Annotated in this window: 12 protein-coding genes; 4 read left to right on the plus strand and 8 right to left on the minus strand. The window is 67.7% G+C overall.

What is annotated here, in order from left to right; all coding sequences use genetic code 11:
• Window positions 1-101: 101 nt before the first annotated feature.
• Window positions 102-872: an RNA methyltransferase gene (locus M1L61_RS15320; protein ID WP_248853740.1), complete on the minus strand. Its 771-nt coding sequence runs from the start codon at window positions 870-872 to the stop codon at window positions 102-104.
• Between the two features lie 120 nt (window positions 873-992).
• On the opposite strand from M1L61_RS15320, the gene M1L61_RS15325 reads away from it, so the two are divergent.
• Complete coding sequence (locus M1L61_RS15325) at window positions 993-1,820, plus strand: inositol monophosphatase family protein (RefSeq protein ID WP_005417749.1); 828 nt, start codon at window positions 993-995, stop codon at window positions 1,818-1,820.
• Between the two features lie 697 nt (window positions 1,821-2,517).
• On the opposite strand, the gene htpX is transcribed toward M1L61_RS15325, so the two are convergent.
• Window positions 2,518-3,384, minus strand: a complete 867-nt coding sequence (gene htpX, locus M1L61_RS15330) for a protease HtpX (RefSeq protein ID WP_097049004.1) — start codon at window positions 3,382-3,384, stop codon at window positions 2,518-2,520.
• Window positions 3,385-3,477: 93 nt separating this feature from the next.
• Between htpX and gluQRS the strand changes: the two genes are divergently transcribed.
• The 3 genes from gluQRS (at window position 3,478) to phaR (ending at window position 5,879) form a co-directional block, all read left to right on the plus strand.
• Window positions 3,478-4,398 carry a tRNA glutamyl-Q(34) synthetase GluQRS gene (gluQRS, locus tag M1L61_RS15335; protein ID WP_248853741.1) on the plus strand — a complete coding sequence of 307 codons (921 nt, stop codon included), beginning with the start codon at window positions 3,478-3,480 and terminating at the stop codon, window positions 4,396-4,398.
• Between the two features lie 17 nt (window positions 4,399-4,415).
• Window positions 4,416-5,156: an acetoacetyl-CoA reductase gene (gene phbB / locus M1L61_RS15340; protein WP_049437412.1), complete on the plus strand. Its 741-nt coding sequence runs from the start codon at window positions 4,416-4,418 to the stop codon at window positions 5,154-5,156.
• A 183-nt stretch (window positions 5,157-5,339) separates the two neighbouring features.
• Complete coding sequence (gene phaR, locus M1L61_RS15345) at window positions 5,340-5,879, plus strand: polyhydroxyalkanoate synthesis repressor PhaR (RefSeq protein WP_010486594.1); 540 nt, start codon at window positions 5,340-5,342, stop codon at window positions 5,877-5,879.
• 73 nt (window positions 5,880-5,952) lie between these two features.
• Here the strand turns inward: phaR and M1L61_RS15350 are convergent, their stop codons facing one another.
• The 6 genes from M1L61_RS15350 to M1L61_RS15375 all read right to left on the minus strand — a co-directional run bounded on the left by M1L61_RS15350 (window position 5,953) and on the right by M1L61_RS15375 (window position 13,574).
• The gene (locus M1L61_RS15350; RefSeq protein WP_019336844.1) at window positions 5,953-6,906 is read right to left on the minus strand and encodes a TraB/GumN family protein; all 954 of its coding nucleotides are present in this window, start codon (window positions 6,904-6,906) and stop codon (window positions 5,953-5,955) included.
• 1 nt (window position 6,907) lies between these two features.
• Window positions 6,908-7,837, minus strand: a complete 930-nt coding sequence (locus M1L61_RS15355) for a DUF1684 domain-containing protein (protein ID WP_248853742.1) — start codon at window positions 7,835-7,837, stop codon at window positions 6,908-6,910.
• Window positions 7,838-7,848: 11 nt separating this feature from the next.
• Window positions 7,849-9,756 carry a DNA mismatch repair endonuclease MutL gene (mutL, locus tag M1L61_RS15360; protein WP_049454830.1) on the minus strand — a complete coding sequence of 636 codons (1,908 nt, stop codon included), beginning with the start codon at window positions 9,754-9,756 and terminating at the stop codon, window positions 7,849-7,851.
• Between the two features lie 203 nt (window positions 9,757-9,959).
• On the minus strand, window positions 9,960-11,528 hold the full coding sequence (locus M1L61_RS15365; protein WP_227200084.1) for an N-acetylmuramoyl-L-alanine amidase: 1,569 nt from the start codon (window positions 11,526-11,528) through the stop codon (window positions 9,960-9,962).
• A gap of 82 nt (window positions 11,529-11,610) precedes the next feature.
• Window positions 11,611-12,093: a tRNA (adenosine(37)-N6)-threonylcarbamoyltransferase complex ATPase subunit type 1 TsaE gene (gene tsaE / locus M1L61_RS15370; protein WP_197597756.1), complete on the minus strand. Its 483-nt coding sequence runs from the start codon at window positions 12,091-12,093 to the stop codon at window positions 11,611-11,613.
• A complete protein-coding gene (locus M1L61_RS15375; protein ID WP_227200082.1) occupies window positions 12,090-13,574 on the minus strand; it encodes an NAD(P)H-hydrate dehydratase in 1,485 nt (494 codons plus the stop codon). Before M1L61_RS15375 ends, tsaE begins: the two co-directional genes overlap by 4 nt.
• Between the last annotated feature and the right edge of the window lie 12 nt (window positions 13,575-13,586).

Consider the following 13,586-nt stretch of genomic DNA (forward strand, 5'->3'; position numbering starts at 1 on the left):
CCAGGCTCAGCAGTCCCCCCTGCATTGCCTTTCGCAGACCCGACACAGGCTTCATCCCCCCTGGGTATCCAGACAGACTACCCGAAAAAATGAGAACGTCGTCAGCTGTCCTTGTTGCCCGCTTGTGCCAGTCGCGCCATGCGCTGGGTGTCGGCGAGGATGCCGCGCAACAGGCGCACTTCCTGCTCGCTGGGTTCGCTGCGCAGGAACAGGCGGCGCAGCTTGCGCATCGCCGATTCCGGGGCGCGGCCCTTGTGGAAATCGATCTCATCCAGCGTGTCGCCAAGCTGGGCGAAGAAGCTCTCCATCTGCTCGTGGCTGGCCGCCTGTTCGCGGAAGCCCGGCTCGGCGTCGGCTGCAGGCTGCGCACCCAGCAGCTGCATGCGCGTTTCATAGGCCAGCACCTGCACGGCAGCAGCCAGGTTGAGCGAGCTGAACTCCGGGTCGGACGGGATGTGCACCGCTGCATGGCACAGCTGCAGTTCCTCGTTGGTCAGGCCGGTGCGCTCACGGCCGAACACCAGCGCCACCTCGGCACCCTCGCCGGCCTTGGCCACCGCGCGGGCGGCGGCATCGGCCGGCAGGTACTCCTCCAGCTGGACACGGCGGGCACGGGCGGTGCAGCCCAGCACCAGGCGGCAGTCAGCCACGCCCTCGGCCAGAGTCGCCACCACCGGGGCGTCCCCCAGTACGTCTTCGGCACCGGCCGAGCGCCGGAAGGCCTCCTCGTCCAGCGGCTTTTCGGGAGCGACCAGTACCAGGCGGGCCAGGCCCATGGTCTTCAGGGCACGGGCGGCGGCCCCCATGTTGCCGGGGTGCTGGGTACCGACCAGGACGAATCGGAGGCGGGTGGCGGCGGGAAACTGGGACATGAACAGGGAAAAGGTCGAGCTGGACGATGAGCAATGGTAAACTGTGCGGCCGGCCACTGCGCCGGACCCGCTCTTTTCCCCCGCCAGTCCATCTCTTCTGCCTTTCCGGGAGCCCACGCCATGCAGAAACCCGCCGTAACCGTCATGGTCAAGGCCGCCCGCCTCGCCGGCAACGTCCTGTTGCGCAACATCAACAAGCTCGAGGCACTGAACGTGGTGCAGAAGGGCCGGATGGACTACGCCAGCGAAGTGGATGCGGACGCGGAAAAGGTCATCGTCAAGGAACTCAAGCGCGCCTACCCGGACTACGGCATCTTCGGTGAAGAAGGTGGCGTGCAGGGCGAGCGCCGCCAGATGTGGGTCATCGACCCGCTGGACGGCACCAGCAACTACCTGCGCGGCGTGCCGCACTACTGCGTGTCGATCGCCCTGGTCGAAAACGGCGAGCCGACCGATGCGGTCATCTTCGACCCGCTGCGCAATGAACTGTTCACCGCCAGCCGTGGCGCGGGTGCCGTGCTGAACGACCGCCGCATCCGCGTGGCCGACCGCAAGGATCTGGAAGGCACGATGATCCACACCGGCTTCGCCCCGCGCGAGCGTTCCCGCGCCAGCGCCCAGCTCAAGGCAGTCGACGCCCTGCTGGTGCACGGCGAGGACATCCGCCGTACCGGTTCGGCGGCACTGGACCTGGCCTACGTGGCCTGCGGCCGCGCCGACGCCTACTTCGAAGCCGGCGTGAAGGCATGGGACATCGCTGCCGGCCTGCTGCTGGTCCGCGAGGCCGGCGGCAAGGTCTGCGACTTCAAGGGCGCGACCCTGGGCCGCATGGACAACCGCGGCCCGGAGACCCACCAGATCGTGGCCGGCAACCTGAAGGTGGCCGAGTCGCTGCAGAAGGTGCTGGTGAACACCGGCTACGCGGCGGAGTTCGACGCGAAGTTCTGAGGTTCCGTGTAAAGCGGTTCATGGAGACGGCACCTGCGAAGGTGCCGTTTTCGTTCGTGCGCCGACGCATTGGCGCGCCAGGCGATGCCTGGGGATCATTTCCGCGACCGCGGTGGGGTGTCACTTTCTTTGCTCGTGCAAAGAAAGTAACCAAAGAAACACGCCGCCAGGGCGCGAGCCGATGCTGCGCATCGGTACCCTGCGCTTCTCGGCGAATCAGGGGGCGGCGCCGAACTCGCTTCGCTCAGACATCGGCGCCTCTTCGCCCCTGATTCCCCTGCGATGCTCGGCTCGCTCAAGGCGGAGCCAAGGTCAAATGCCACAGCTGCACCCAGTAGGTCCAATCCGTGCGTGGATGCTGTTGCCCTTGATCTTGACCTTCCAGTCCGCCTTCAAGCGAGCCGAGCACCGCAGGTCCGGCGAGGGCGAAGAGGTGCGGGTGTCTGAGCGCAGCGAGTTCCCGCACCGTCCCTCGACGGACCGAGGAGCACAGGGCACCGGCGTGCGCAGCGCGTCGGCTCGCGGCTGGCGGAGCGTTTCTTTGGTTACTTTCTTTGCGCGCAAAGAAAGTGACACCCCTCCGCAGTCGCGGAAATGACTCTCGCCGGGTCATAGACGGCGTCACCAACGCGTCGGCGCACAAACAAAAACGCCCGGCGCGAGGCCAGGCGTTCCTGCACTACCGTGAAGCGGAGGCTTACGCCACCGTCGAAGCCCGCAGCGCGGCAATGCGCTCTTCCAGCGGCGGGTGGCTCATGAACAGCTTCTTCGCCGTCGAACCGGCAATACCGAACGCCGCGATCTGGGTCGGCAGCGTGCTCTGGCCGTGGTTGAGCTGCAGGCGCTCCAGCGCGGCGATCATCTTCTGACGACCGGCCAGCGAGGCACCACCCGCATCGGCGCGGAACTCGCGGTGGCGCGAGAACCACATCGCGATCATCGTGGCGAACAGGCCGAACACCATCTCCAGCACGAACACGATGATGTAGTAGGCGAAGCCGCGGCCGCCACCTTCGCGGTTGCCCGACAGCGCGCTGTCGATGATGCCGCCGACCACGCGGGCCAGCACGATCACGAAGGTGTTCAGCACGCCCTGCAGCAGCGCCATGGTGATCATGTCACCGTTGGCGACGTGGGCGATCTCGTGGCCCAACACCGCTTCGGCTTCATCTTCGCTCATGTTGTGCAGCAGGCCGGTGGACACCGCCACCAGCGCATTGTTGCGGTTGGCGCCGGTGGCGAAGGCGTTGATCTCCGGGCCTTCATACACCGCCACCTCCGGCATGCCGATGCCGGCCGCCTTGGCCTGGCGCTCGACCGTGGCCAGCAGCCAGCGTTCGGTCTGGTTGCGCGGCTCGGTGATCACCACCGCACCGGTGGAGCGCTTGGCCATCCACTTGGACAGCAGCAGCGAGATGAGGGAGCCACCAAAACCAAAGATCGCGGCCATGACCAGCAGGCCGCTCATCTGGTTCGAATTGACCCCCAGCAACGACATCACGATGCTGGCGAGGATCAGGACCGCGAAATTGGTCGCCAGGAACAGGGCAATGCGGGTAAACATGGGAAAATCCGGCTCGGAAGGGGTCGATACCGGTCAATTTGCGGTGTGGTCAGCTTGAATTCAAGCGCCAACCTGACCGACGATTCAGCCTGCATGACCGCCAATGTTCCCTGCGGCCGCTTCGCGCCCTCGCCGACCGGCCTGCTCCACCCCGGATCCCTGCTCGCCGCCTTCGGCAGCTGGCTGCTCGCGCGCCATCACGGCGGCCTGTGGCGGCTGCGCATCGAAGACGTCGACCCGCCGCGCACCGTGCCCGGTGCCGCCGAGTCACAACTGCAGGCACTGACGGCGTTCGGTCTGGCCCACGATGGCCCGATCTTCTGGCAGAGCGCGCGCGGCGAGGCCTACCAGGCTGCGCTTGACATACTGCTCGCCAGCGACCAGGCCTTTGTCTGCCACTGCAGCCGCGGCGACCTGGCCGCCAGCGGCGGCATCCACCATCACTGCGTCGCCCGGCAACCGCGACCGGACCCCGCCGTCCGTTTCCGCGTGCCACCGGGCAGCATCGTGCACTTCGACGATGGCCTGCGCGGCCCGCAGCAGCAGGACGTGCATGCCGAGGTCGGCGACTTCGTGCTGCGCCGCGCCGATGGCTGCTGGGCCTACCAGCTGGCGGTGGTGGTCGATGACGCCGCGCAGGGGGTGACCGAAGTGGTGCGCGGCGCCGATCTGCTCGACTCCACCGCGCGGCAGATCCTGCTGCAGCAGGCCTTGGGGCTGGCGGTACCGCGCTACTGGCACCTGCCGCTGCTGCTCGATGCCCCAGGCCACAAGCTGTCCAAGTCGCTGGCGGCGCTGCCGGTGGACAGTTCGCGCCCGCTGCCCGTGCTGCGCCAGCTCTGGCAGCTGCTCGGCCAGGCACCTGAAGCGTTGGAACCTGCGCACGATCTGGACACGTTGCTGGCCACCGCTCGGCAGGCCTTCGACCCCGCCCGGCTGCCGCGTAGCGACATCCTGTTGCCAGCCGGCGCACTTTCCGCGCCGATGTTGCAGAATCACCCTTCCCCCACCTGATACCCGGACAGCACTCCATGACATCTCGCGTCGCACTGGTCACCGGCGGAACCGGCGGCATCGGTACCGCCATCTGCCAACGCCTGGCCGACCAGGGCCACCGGGTCGCCACCAACTACCGCGACGAGGCCAAGGCCCGCGCCTGGCAGCAGGCGATGACCGAACGCGGCTACAGCGTGTCGATCTTCCCGGGCGATGTCTCCGATCCGGGCAGCGCCGAAGCGCTGGTGCGCGCCGTCGAAGCCGAGCTGGGCCCGGTCGAGATCCTGGTCAACAACGCCGGCATCACCCGCGACACCACGTTCCATCGCATGCGCGCGGACCAGTGGCACGATGTGATCAATACCAACCTCAATTCGGTGTTCAACGTCACCCGCCCGGTCATCGAGGGCATGCGCCGGCGCGGCTGGGGCCGGGTCATCCAGATCAGCTCGATCAACGGCCTGAAGGGCCAGTATGGCCAGGCCAACTACGCGGCGGCCAAGGCCGGCATGCACGGCTTCACCATCTCGCTGGCGCGCGAGAACGCCGGCTTCGGCATCACCGTCAACACCATTTCGCCCGGCTACGTCGCCACCGACATGGTGATGGCGGTTCCGGAGGAGGTGCGTGCCAAGATCATCGCCGACATCCCCACCGGACGCCTCGGCAAGCCGGAGGAAATCGCCTACGGCGTCTCGTTCCTGGTTGCCGACGAAGCCTCGTGGATCACCGGTAGCAACCTGGACATCAACGGCGGCCACCATATGGGTTGGTAAGCCGCGCAGCGGACCCTCGCGGCAGCCGCCGCCGGCCCCTGCCAGGAGTCATGCTGCGCAGCACGCAAACCCTTGTTGCGCAACATGATCGCCGCCGAAAGCCAAGCCTGGCGGGGGCTCAGGCGGTTGCAACGGCTGCTGCACTGCGCCATGCTGCGCGTCTACTGTGACGAGTACCGCTTCATGGCTGCGACCCGCATCATCAAGAAGTATCCGAACCGCCGTCTCTACGACACCGAGATCTCCAGCTACATCACCATCGAGGACGTGCGCCAGCTGATCCTGGACGGTGAAGACTTCGAAGTCCGCGACGCCAAGAGCGGCGACGACCTCACGCGATCGGTCCTGCTGCAGATCATCGCCGACCAGGAACAGGACGGCGAACCGATGCTGTCCACCCAACTGCTGAGCCAGCTGATCCGCTTCTACGGCGATTCCCTGCAGGGCTTCATGGGCAATTACCTGGAGCGCAGCATGCAGGTCTTCCTCGACCAGCAGCAGCAGTTCCGCCAGCAGATGGGCAACCTGCTGGGGCAGACCCCATGGGCGATGATGAACCAGCTGACCGAGCGCAACCTGGAGCTGTGGCAGGAATTCCAGCGCAACATGGGCACGGGCTTCGGTGGCCCGCGCCCGGGCGGCACCGGAACGGGAACCGGGGCAGGTACCGGCAACAAGCCGAACGAACCGGGCGCCGGCACCGGCGGCAAGACCCGCCGCTGAGCTGCAGCAACGGTTGATACGAAAACGGCGCGCCCCTGGCGCGCCGTTTTGTTTGAATCGCGCCGGCGATACATCAGCGTTTCGCCTTGCACCCCGTGCATACGCGCTCGACCTTGTAACCCTTCGCCTTCAGCTTCTCGACCACGCCGTCGTTGCCCAGCAGGTGCAGCGTGCCCACCACCACCAGCGTGCCGCCCTGCCCGGCCTGCAGGTACGGCAGCAGCTTCGGCACCCAGGCGTCATTGCGGCCGGTATTGATGCGCTGGTAAAGCTGTGGATACTGCTGGCGCATTTCCGCCGCCATCCTGGTCCACAACAGGCGCTCGTCACCCCGGCGCCAGGCATCATGCAGCTGGCGTGCCTGCTCGTCGGCCTTGCCAGCCTGGTCCAGCGCTTCGGCCAGCATCTGCCGCTGTTCCTGCAGCGTCATTCCGTCGAGCATGCCGATCTGGGTATCGATGTCTTCCAGTCCCGCGGTCTTGCGCCCGGTCTTCTGCGCACGCTCCATGAAGTGACGATCCAGGCCCAGTGCGGGGTCCAAGCCCAGCTTCTGCATCTGCCCGACCGAAATGCTCAGGCCGACAAACCACGGCTTCATGCCCTGCATCTGCGCCAGCGGCAGCTTGTTCTCGGTGGCGAACACCTGCAGCTTCTGCCAGGTCGCAGCATCCAGGTCACGCTTGAGCTCGCTGCCATCGGTGCGGACCGCTGCCTGCACCATGCGGCTGGCCAGCTGTGGCGACTGCATGTCTTCCGGCGACAGTTCGAACACGACCCGCTGCGAGGCCTCGAACGCCTGTTCGACATCGGGCGACAACGGGTAGTCCTGCGGCTTCAGCAGGTGGAAGGAACCGAGCAGGTAGAGGCGCGAGTCGCCCGGTCCAGTCACTTTCCACAGCAACGGCACCGGCGGCTTGGCCACCGCTGCGCCAGCGATGTCGGCTTGCGCGGTACGCGCTGCAACCAGCGGTGCCAGCGCGCAGGCCGCCAGTACAACGGCGGTACGCAACAGGGATCTGATCGGCATATCAGCCTTCTCCTTCAGGCAGGTGGTAAGCCTTCTCGCCCGCTTCCACGCGCAGGTCCAGCCGGTTTTCCGGCGGCGCCAACGGGCAGGTCGCGTAGGCGGTGAACGCACACGGCGGGTTGTAGGCATGGTTGAAATCGATGCGTACCGTGCCATCGGCTGCCGCCGCATCGGTATCCAGGTAACGCCCCGCCGGATAGCTGCCGCGGCCACTGGTGCGGTCGGCAAAGATCAGGAACAGCGGTTGACCGGGCGCACCAATCGCCTCCAGCCGCCAACTGCGGCCATCACGCTGGAACTCGACCGCGCCTGCGTTGGGCATCTCGGTGGTCAGGCCAGTGATATCGACGATCGGCAGGGTTTTGCCCGGCGAGTGCGCGATGAAGCGGGCCTGCACCTGCCAGTCAGGACCACCCGGCCAGTACTCCAGTCCTGCAAAATCTCGGCGTGCCGGCGCATCGGCATGCTTGACCCGCAGCGCATCGCGCGGGCCGCGGCGGATGATGCTGAGCTGCCCCTTGCCACCATCGAAGGCCAGCAGCGTCGGCTGCGGATCCTTGTCGGTGTCGACACGGATGCGGCCGCGCACCGGCTGCCCGTCATGGCTGACGTCAACGCCGGCCTCAGGTGTGAACCACCATTGGCTGCCTTCGCGGCGCAGCAGGCCCAGCTTGTCCGGCCCAACCGCCAGGCGGATGCCATTGGTCGCGCCGCTGCCGACGAAGTGCGATTTGTTCTGCAGCCAATGCAGGCCGACCAGCGCTGTCCAACCGTCCGGCCGGGTCAGATCCTGGTAGCGCGCTACCCGCCACTGCTGCTGCGTGGCCGCGTAGGCCGGATCTTCAGTGACCTTCGGCGCCGGCGGTGTCGCCGGGCTGCAGGCAACCAACACCAGAGCGGCCAGCAGGCCGCCCACTCCCCGATAACGCATCGATGCTCCCCTCAACGTCCGCGCAGGAACCAGCGGTCGATCTCCGCCAGCGAAAAACGGGCCCAGGTCGGTCGGCCGTGGTTGCACTGGCCAGACCGCTCGGTAATTTCCATGTCGCGCAGCAGCGCGTTCATCTCCGGCACGGTCAGGCGCCGGTTGGCGCGCACCGCACCATGGCAGGCCATGGTCGACAGCAGTTCATCGCGCGCACTGGCCACGCGCCGGCTCTGGCCGTGTTCGCGCAGGTCGGTCAGCACGTCGCGCAGCAGCCCTTCCGGTTCGGCATGCGCCAACAGCGCTGGAATGCTCCGCACATGCAGGGATCCGGGGCCGGCGCGGGTCACCTCGAAGCCGAGCGCCGCCAGTGTGTCGGCTTCGCTTTCGGCAGTGTCGGCCTCACGCTCGCCCACTGCCAGCGTGATCGGCACCAGCAGCGGCTGCGACTGCAGGCCGATACCGTCGTGCGCGTTCTTCAGGCGCTCGTAACCGATGCGCTCGTGCGCGGCATGCATATCGACCACGATCAAGCCTTCTGCATTCTCGGCCAGGATGTAGATGCCATGCAGCTGCGCGATCGCGTAGCCCAGCGGCGGCACGCCTGCGTCGGCACTGGTGACCGGCAGTCCGTTCTCGGTCGGCATTGGCGGCAGCGCAGCACCGCGCTCGGCGCCGGCTGGTGCGGCATACAGCGCGGCATAGGCAGCCGGAGCATCGGCCACCTGCAGCCCCAGCGGTTGCTGCGGGCGCCAGCCAGAGAATCCACCACCGCCGCCACTCGAACCGGCACCCGGTGCGGCACCGCGGACCAGACCGAAACCGGAGGCGCCCGCACTGGAGACCATCGATGCCGCACCTGCATCCGCCGGATGCGCGGAGCCGGCACCGATGTCCTGCGCCGACATGCCGGCACGGGTATCGGCCAGCGCATCCTTCAGCGTGCGGTAGACAAAATCATGCACCAGCCGCGAATCACGGAAACGCACCTCGTGCTTGGCCGGGTGCACGTTGACATCAACGCGGGTCGGGTCGAGCTCAAGGAACAGCACATAGGCCGGCTGGCGACCGTGGTACAGCACGTCGCCGTAAGCCAACTTCACCGCATGGGCGACGCTGCGGTCGCGCACCGAACGGCCGTTGACGTACAGGTACTGCTGGTCGGCGCTGGCGCGCGAATAATGCGGTTGCGCGATCCAGCCGTGCAGGCGCAGGCCGGCACCACTGTGGTCGACGCGCACGGCCTGGTTGGCGAAATCCTCGCCCAGCGTTTCAGCCAATCGCGCATCGGAATACAGATCGCCCGGCTTGTAGCGGCGCGAGGCCTTGCCGTTGTGCGACACGCGCAGCTCGACATCCGGCCGCGCCAGCGCCAGCGAACGCAGCCATTCTTCGATATGGCCCAGCTCGGTACGCTCGGCGCGCAGGAACTTGCGCCGCGCCGGTACGTTGTAGAACAGCTCGCGCACTTCTACCGTGGTGCCCGGCGCATGCGCGCGCGGGGTCACTTCGCCGATCTTGCCGCCTTCGATCTGCAGCGCCGAACCGTGTTCGTCATGTGCGCGACGCGAGGACAGGGTGAAACGGCTGACCGAGGCGATCGACGGCAGCGCTTCACCCCGGAAGCCGAGCGTGGCCACCGATTCGAGGTCGTCCAGATCGGCGATCTTGCTGGTGGCATGGCGCGATACCGCCAGCGGCAGCTGTTCCGGTGCGATGCCACTGCCGTTGTCGCGGATGCGGATCAGGCGTACACCGCCCTCTTCAAGATCGATATCAACGCGGCTGGCACCGGCGTCGATCGCGTTCTCGACCAGCTCCTTGACCACCGACGCGGGACGTTCGACCACTTCGCCGGCGGCGATCTGGTTGATGAGGATCTCCGGCAACGGCCGGATCGGGCGCGGATGGGTAGCAGACGTCATGCCGGGATGATAACGGAGCGGCCGAGGGTAGAGTCGAGCCATGCTCGACTGACGGGCTACCGGCAAGGCCCAGTCGAGCATGAATCATCCCGCGTGCCCAGCGGCAGGGTCCGCGCGCATGGCGTTGCGTTCATCAGAAGGGCGCCCATCGGTCATGGGGCGCGGCTCGACTCTACAGAAAGCAGTAAACCGCCTTCGGCGGGTTACTTGCTGCCGCCGGCCATGGTGCCGGCTGCGTCGATCTCGGCCTGGGCGCGGGCGGCATACAACGTGCCCGGTGGAGGCTGGCGGCTGAAGAAGGTGTGCACACCGTCCAGCACGGCACCGGCGATCTTGCGCTGGTAGGCCGGGTCGATCAGGCGGCGCTCTTCATCCGGGTTGGAGATGAACGCGGTTTCCACCAGCATCGCCGGCATGTCCGAGGTGCGCAGCACCGCGAAGTTGGCGCGCTCGATGTTCGGCTTGTGGTTGTTGCCGATCCGCTTCAGGCCGCCCAGCACGTGGCCGGCCGCGTCCTCGGACGCCTTCATGTAGCCGCTCTGGGCCAGATCCAGCAGCACGTTGGCAAGCGTGCCTTCGGTCTGCTGCAGGCGCACGCCACCGACCAGGTCGGCCGCGTTTTCCTTGTCCGCCAGCCAGCGGGCGCGCTGCGAAGAGGCGCCCTTGGTCGACAGCACATACACCGACGAACCGGTGGCCGAACGGTTTTCGGCCGCGTCGGCATGGATCGAAATGAAGATGTCGGCCTTGTTCGCACGCGCCTTCTGCGCGCGCATCGGCAGCGGGATGAACACGTCGCTGTCGCGGGTCAGGTACGCCTTCAGGCCCGGCGTCGCATTGACCTGGCGGGCAAGCTCACGCGCCACCGCCAGGGTGACATCCTTTTCGCGCTTGCCGGTCGGGCCGATCGCGCCCGGATCCTGGCCGCCGTGACCCGGATCGATGGCCACCACCAGATGACGCATGCCAGCCTGCATGCGGATGCGCGACGCATCGCTGGGCATGGCCGGACGCGGCGGTTCCACTGGCGTCGGTGCCGGTGCAGGCACCGTAGCCGGCGGCGTGGTCACCACCGCTGCGGTGCGCTGTCCAGCCAGGATCGCGGCCGGCGACGAAGAAGGCGAGCTGCTGGCCACGGTACCGGCCGCCGCGACCTGGGCCGGTGCAGTGGACGGCGCCGGGGTGGGCGTGGCCGGCGCGGCGGCAGTGGCACTGGCCTGCTGGCGAACCTGGGCAGTCAGCAGCGCGGTGGCACGCGCAGCATCGGAACGCGACTGCGCGCTCTCCGCCGGCGTCGGCGTCGGTGCAGGCGTGTTGACCGGTGCCTGTGGCTGCACCGCCGGCGTCACTGCAGGACGGCTGGCGGCCACGGCCGGGCCATCGCCCGGCCATTCGATCACCAGCTTGGATTCATTGCCCTCGCGCTGCATCTGTGGGCGGAACGGCGCCACCGATTCAGCAAGGTCGAAAACGACACGGAAGGTGCCCGGCACCGGCTGTCCGGTACGCACCGCCGTAACCACGCCCTGCGCAGCCGGCATTTTCAGGTTGCGTATGGCGCTGGAGTCGGGGAAATCGACCACCAGGCGGTTCGGACCGGCCAGAGAAAGCGTCTTGTAGCCGCCACTGCCGACCAGCGAGATTTCGGCACGGGTGCCGGTAGCGCCGGTATTCAGCAGGACCTGGCGGACTTCACCGGCCCACGCACTGACGCTCGCCAGACCCAGTCCGACGGCGGCACAGATAGCGATGAGACGGTTCCCCGGGCGCATGGCTCAGGATTCAATCACCGCGCTGAACGGAATGCAACACCTTTTTCCTTAATAATCCGTAACCTGCCGGTCTTTGTTCTCGTCAGCCGACAGAAGTGGCCTGCAAGTCGCCCCCCTTGGGAAGCCGCTTCAGCCATTCATGTCCGACGTCGCTTACTCCAGTGAGACGCGCGCGACGCCCCTGCCCCTCGATCTCCAGCGCCACCACCAGGTCGGTCGGCGGTAGCGCGCCGGCGCCGCGTTCCGGCCATTCCACCAGCCACAGCACCGCGCTGCCCTCGTCCAGGCCGAGGAAATCCAGCTCACCGGCCTGGCCGATGCGGTACAGGTCCAAGTGCCACGCCTCACCGCCACTGGCCAGCGGATAGCGCTCGACCAGGGTGTAGGTCGGGCTGCGGATCGCGCCCTGCACGCCCAGCGCGCGCAGCAGTGCGCGGGCGGTGGTGGATTTGCCGGCGCCCAGGTCGCCGCGCAGTTCGACCAGCGCCTGCGGCGGCCGGGTGGCCGCCAGCCATTGCCCGAGCAGTTCAGTGGCATCGCTGTCGGCAAGGAAGAAATCGATCATCGAGAGAGGTCCGGGTTGGCCAGTCGCCGCAACGGCGACAGCAGATCAGTAGGAAGCAGGCCGCGCGCGCCATCGGCGGCCGCGGCGTCGCCCGCGAGCGCATGCAGCAGTGCACCAGCGGCGGCAGCGTCGAAGGCGGCCAGCCCCTGCGCGCGCAGGCTGGCAATGATGCCGGTGAGCAGGTCGCCCATGCCTCCCACAGCCATGCCGGGATTGCCTGCACCGATCAGCCGTGGCGCCTGCCCGGGGGCCGTCACGATGCTGCCTGCGCCCTTCAGCACCACCACGGCGTGGAAGCGTTCGGCCAACGCCTGCGCACAGCGGTAGCGATCAGCCTGGATGTCAGCGGTACTGCAGCCGAGCAGGCGCGCGGCCTCGCCCGGATGTGGCGTAAGGATGGCGTCCGGTAGCGCGCGCGGATCCTGCGCCAGCAGGTTCAGCGCATCGGCGTCGACCACCAGCGGTTTGGCGCTGGCCAGCACCCGCGCAAACAGTGCACGCGCCCATTCGTCCTGGCCCAGACCGGGGCCAATCGCCACCACCCTGGCCTTGTCCAGCAGCGCCGGCAGCACATCGCCGTCTTCCAGCGCATGGGTCATCGCCTCCGGCAGGCGCGCCAGCAACGGACCGACGTGATCGCGGCGGGTACCCAGGCTCAGCAATCCCGCGCCCGCACGCAAAGCGGCCTCGGCCGCCATGGCGATCGCGCCGCCGCTGCCATGGTTGCCGCCGACGCACAGCACGTGCCCGGATTCGCCCTTGTGGGTGTTGGCGCGGCGCGGCGGCAGCAGTGCCGGCAAGCGGGCCTGGGTCCAGTGCTCCGCGGCGGGTGACACGCCCTGCCGTGCGGCCGCGGGCAGCTGCAGCGGCGCCAGCGCCTTCTGGCCGCAATGATCCAGCGCGTCGCCGGTATACAGCCCGCGATGCGGCACGATGAACTGCAGGGTCAAAGCGGCCTTCACGGCCACGCCCGGTACGGCACCGCGATCGGCATCGACGCCACTGGGGACGTCCAGCGCCAATACCGGTACCGCCTGCGCGTTGAGCGCGACAATCAGCGCCTGCGCCACGCCTTCCGGCGCGCGATCGAAGCCCAGACCGAACAGGGCATCGACCCAGATATCAGCCTCGGGCAGCGCGCCGTCGAAATCGGTGATGGTGCCGCCGCCGGACTTGAATTCCGATGCCGCACGCTGTGCCAGCACGGTTGACGGTGACTTCCCCGGCAAGGCGATCACCATCACCTCACGCCCGGCCTGCAGCGCGTGGCGGGCCAGCACATGGCCATCGCCACCGTTGTTGCCCGCTCCGACCACCACGCCGATCCGCCGCGCCTGCGGCCAGTGCTGCAGCAGGCACTGCCAGGCAGCCTGGCCGGCCTGCGCCATCAGGCCCCAGCCGCCCTCGGCAGCCAGTGCCGAGGCCTGCGCATCAAGCGCACGCGCGGCAGCAGAATCGAACAGATCGGCGAGGTTGGCCATGCAGGGATTTTA

The sequence above is a fragment of the Stenotrophomonas sp. NY11291 genome (assembly GCF_023277365.1).
Taxonomy (GTDB): domain Bacteria; phylum Pseudomonadota; class Gammaproteobacteria; order Xanthomonadales; family Xanthomonadaceae; genus Stenotrophomonas; species Stenotrophomonas geniculata.

Excerpts from the sequence above, each read along its gene's own strand:
- M1L61_RS15320 (WP_248853740.1), bottom strand. The coding sequence starts at position 872 with ATGTCCCAGTTTCCCGCCGCCACCCGCCTCCGATTCGTCCTGGTCGGT.
- M1L61_RS15325 (WP_005417749.1), top strand. The coding sequence starts at position 993 with ATGCAGAAACCCGCCGTAACCGTCATGGTCAAGGCCGCCCGCCTCGCC.
- htpX (WP_097049004.1), bottom strand. The coding sequence starts at position 3,384 with ATGTTTACCCGCATTGCCCTGTTCCTGGCGACCAATTTCGCGGTCCTG.
- gluQRS (WP_248853741.1), top strand. The coding sequence starts at position 3,478 with ATGACCGCCAATGTTCCCTGCGGCCGCTTCGCGCCCTCGCCGACCGGC.
- phbB (WP_049437412.1), top strand. The coding sequence starts at position 4,416 with ATGACATCTCGCGTCGCACTGGTCACCGGCGGAACCGGCGGCATCGGT.
- phaR (WP_010486594.1), top strand. The coding sequence starts at position 5,340 with ATGGCTGCGACCCGCATCATCAAGAAGTATCCGAACCGCCGTCTCTAC.
- M1L61_RS15350 (WP_019336844.1), bottom strand. The coding sequence starts at position 6,906 with ATGCCGATCAGATCCCTGTTGCGTACCGCCGTTGTACTGGCGGCCTGC.
- M1L61_RS15355 (WP_248853742.1), bottom strand. The coding sequence starts at position 7,837 with ATGCGTTATCGGGGAGTGGGCGGCCTGCTGGCCGCTCTGGTGTTGGTT.
- mutL (WP_049454830.1), bottom strand. The coding sequence starts at position 9,756 with ATGACGTCTGCTACCCATCCGCGCCCGATCCGGCCGTTGCCGGAGATC.
- M1L61_RS15365 (WP_227200084.1), bottom strand. The coding sequence starts at position 11,528 with ATGCGCCCGGGGAACCGTCTCATCGCTATCTGTGCCGCCGTCGGACTG.
- tsaE (WP_197597756.1), bottom strand. The coding sequence starts at position 12,093 with ATGATCGATTTCTTCCTTGCCGACAGCGATGCCACTGAACTGCTCGGG.
- M1L61_RS15375 (WP_227200082.1), bottom strand. The coding sequence starts at position 13,574 with ATGGCCAACCTCGCCGATCTGTTCGATTCTGCTGCCGCGCGTGCGCTT.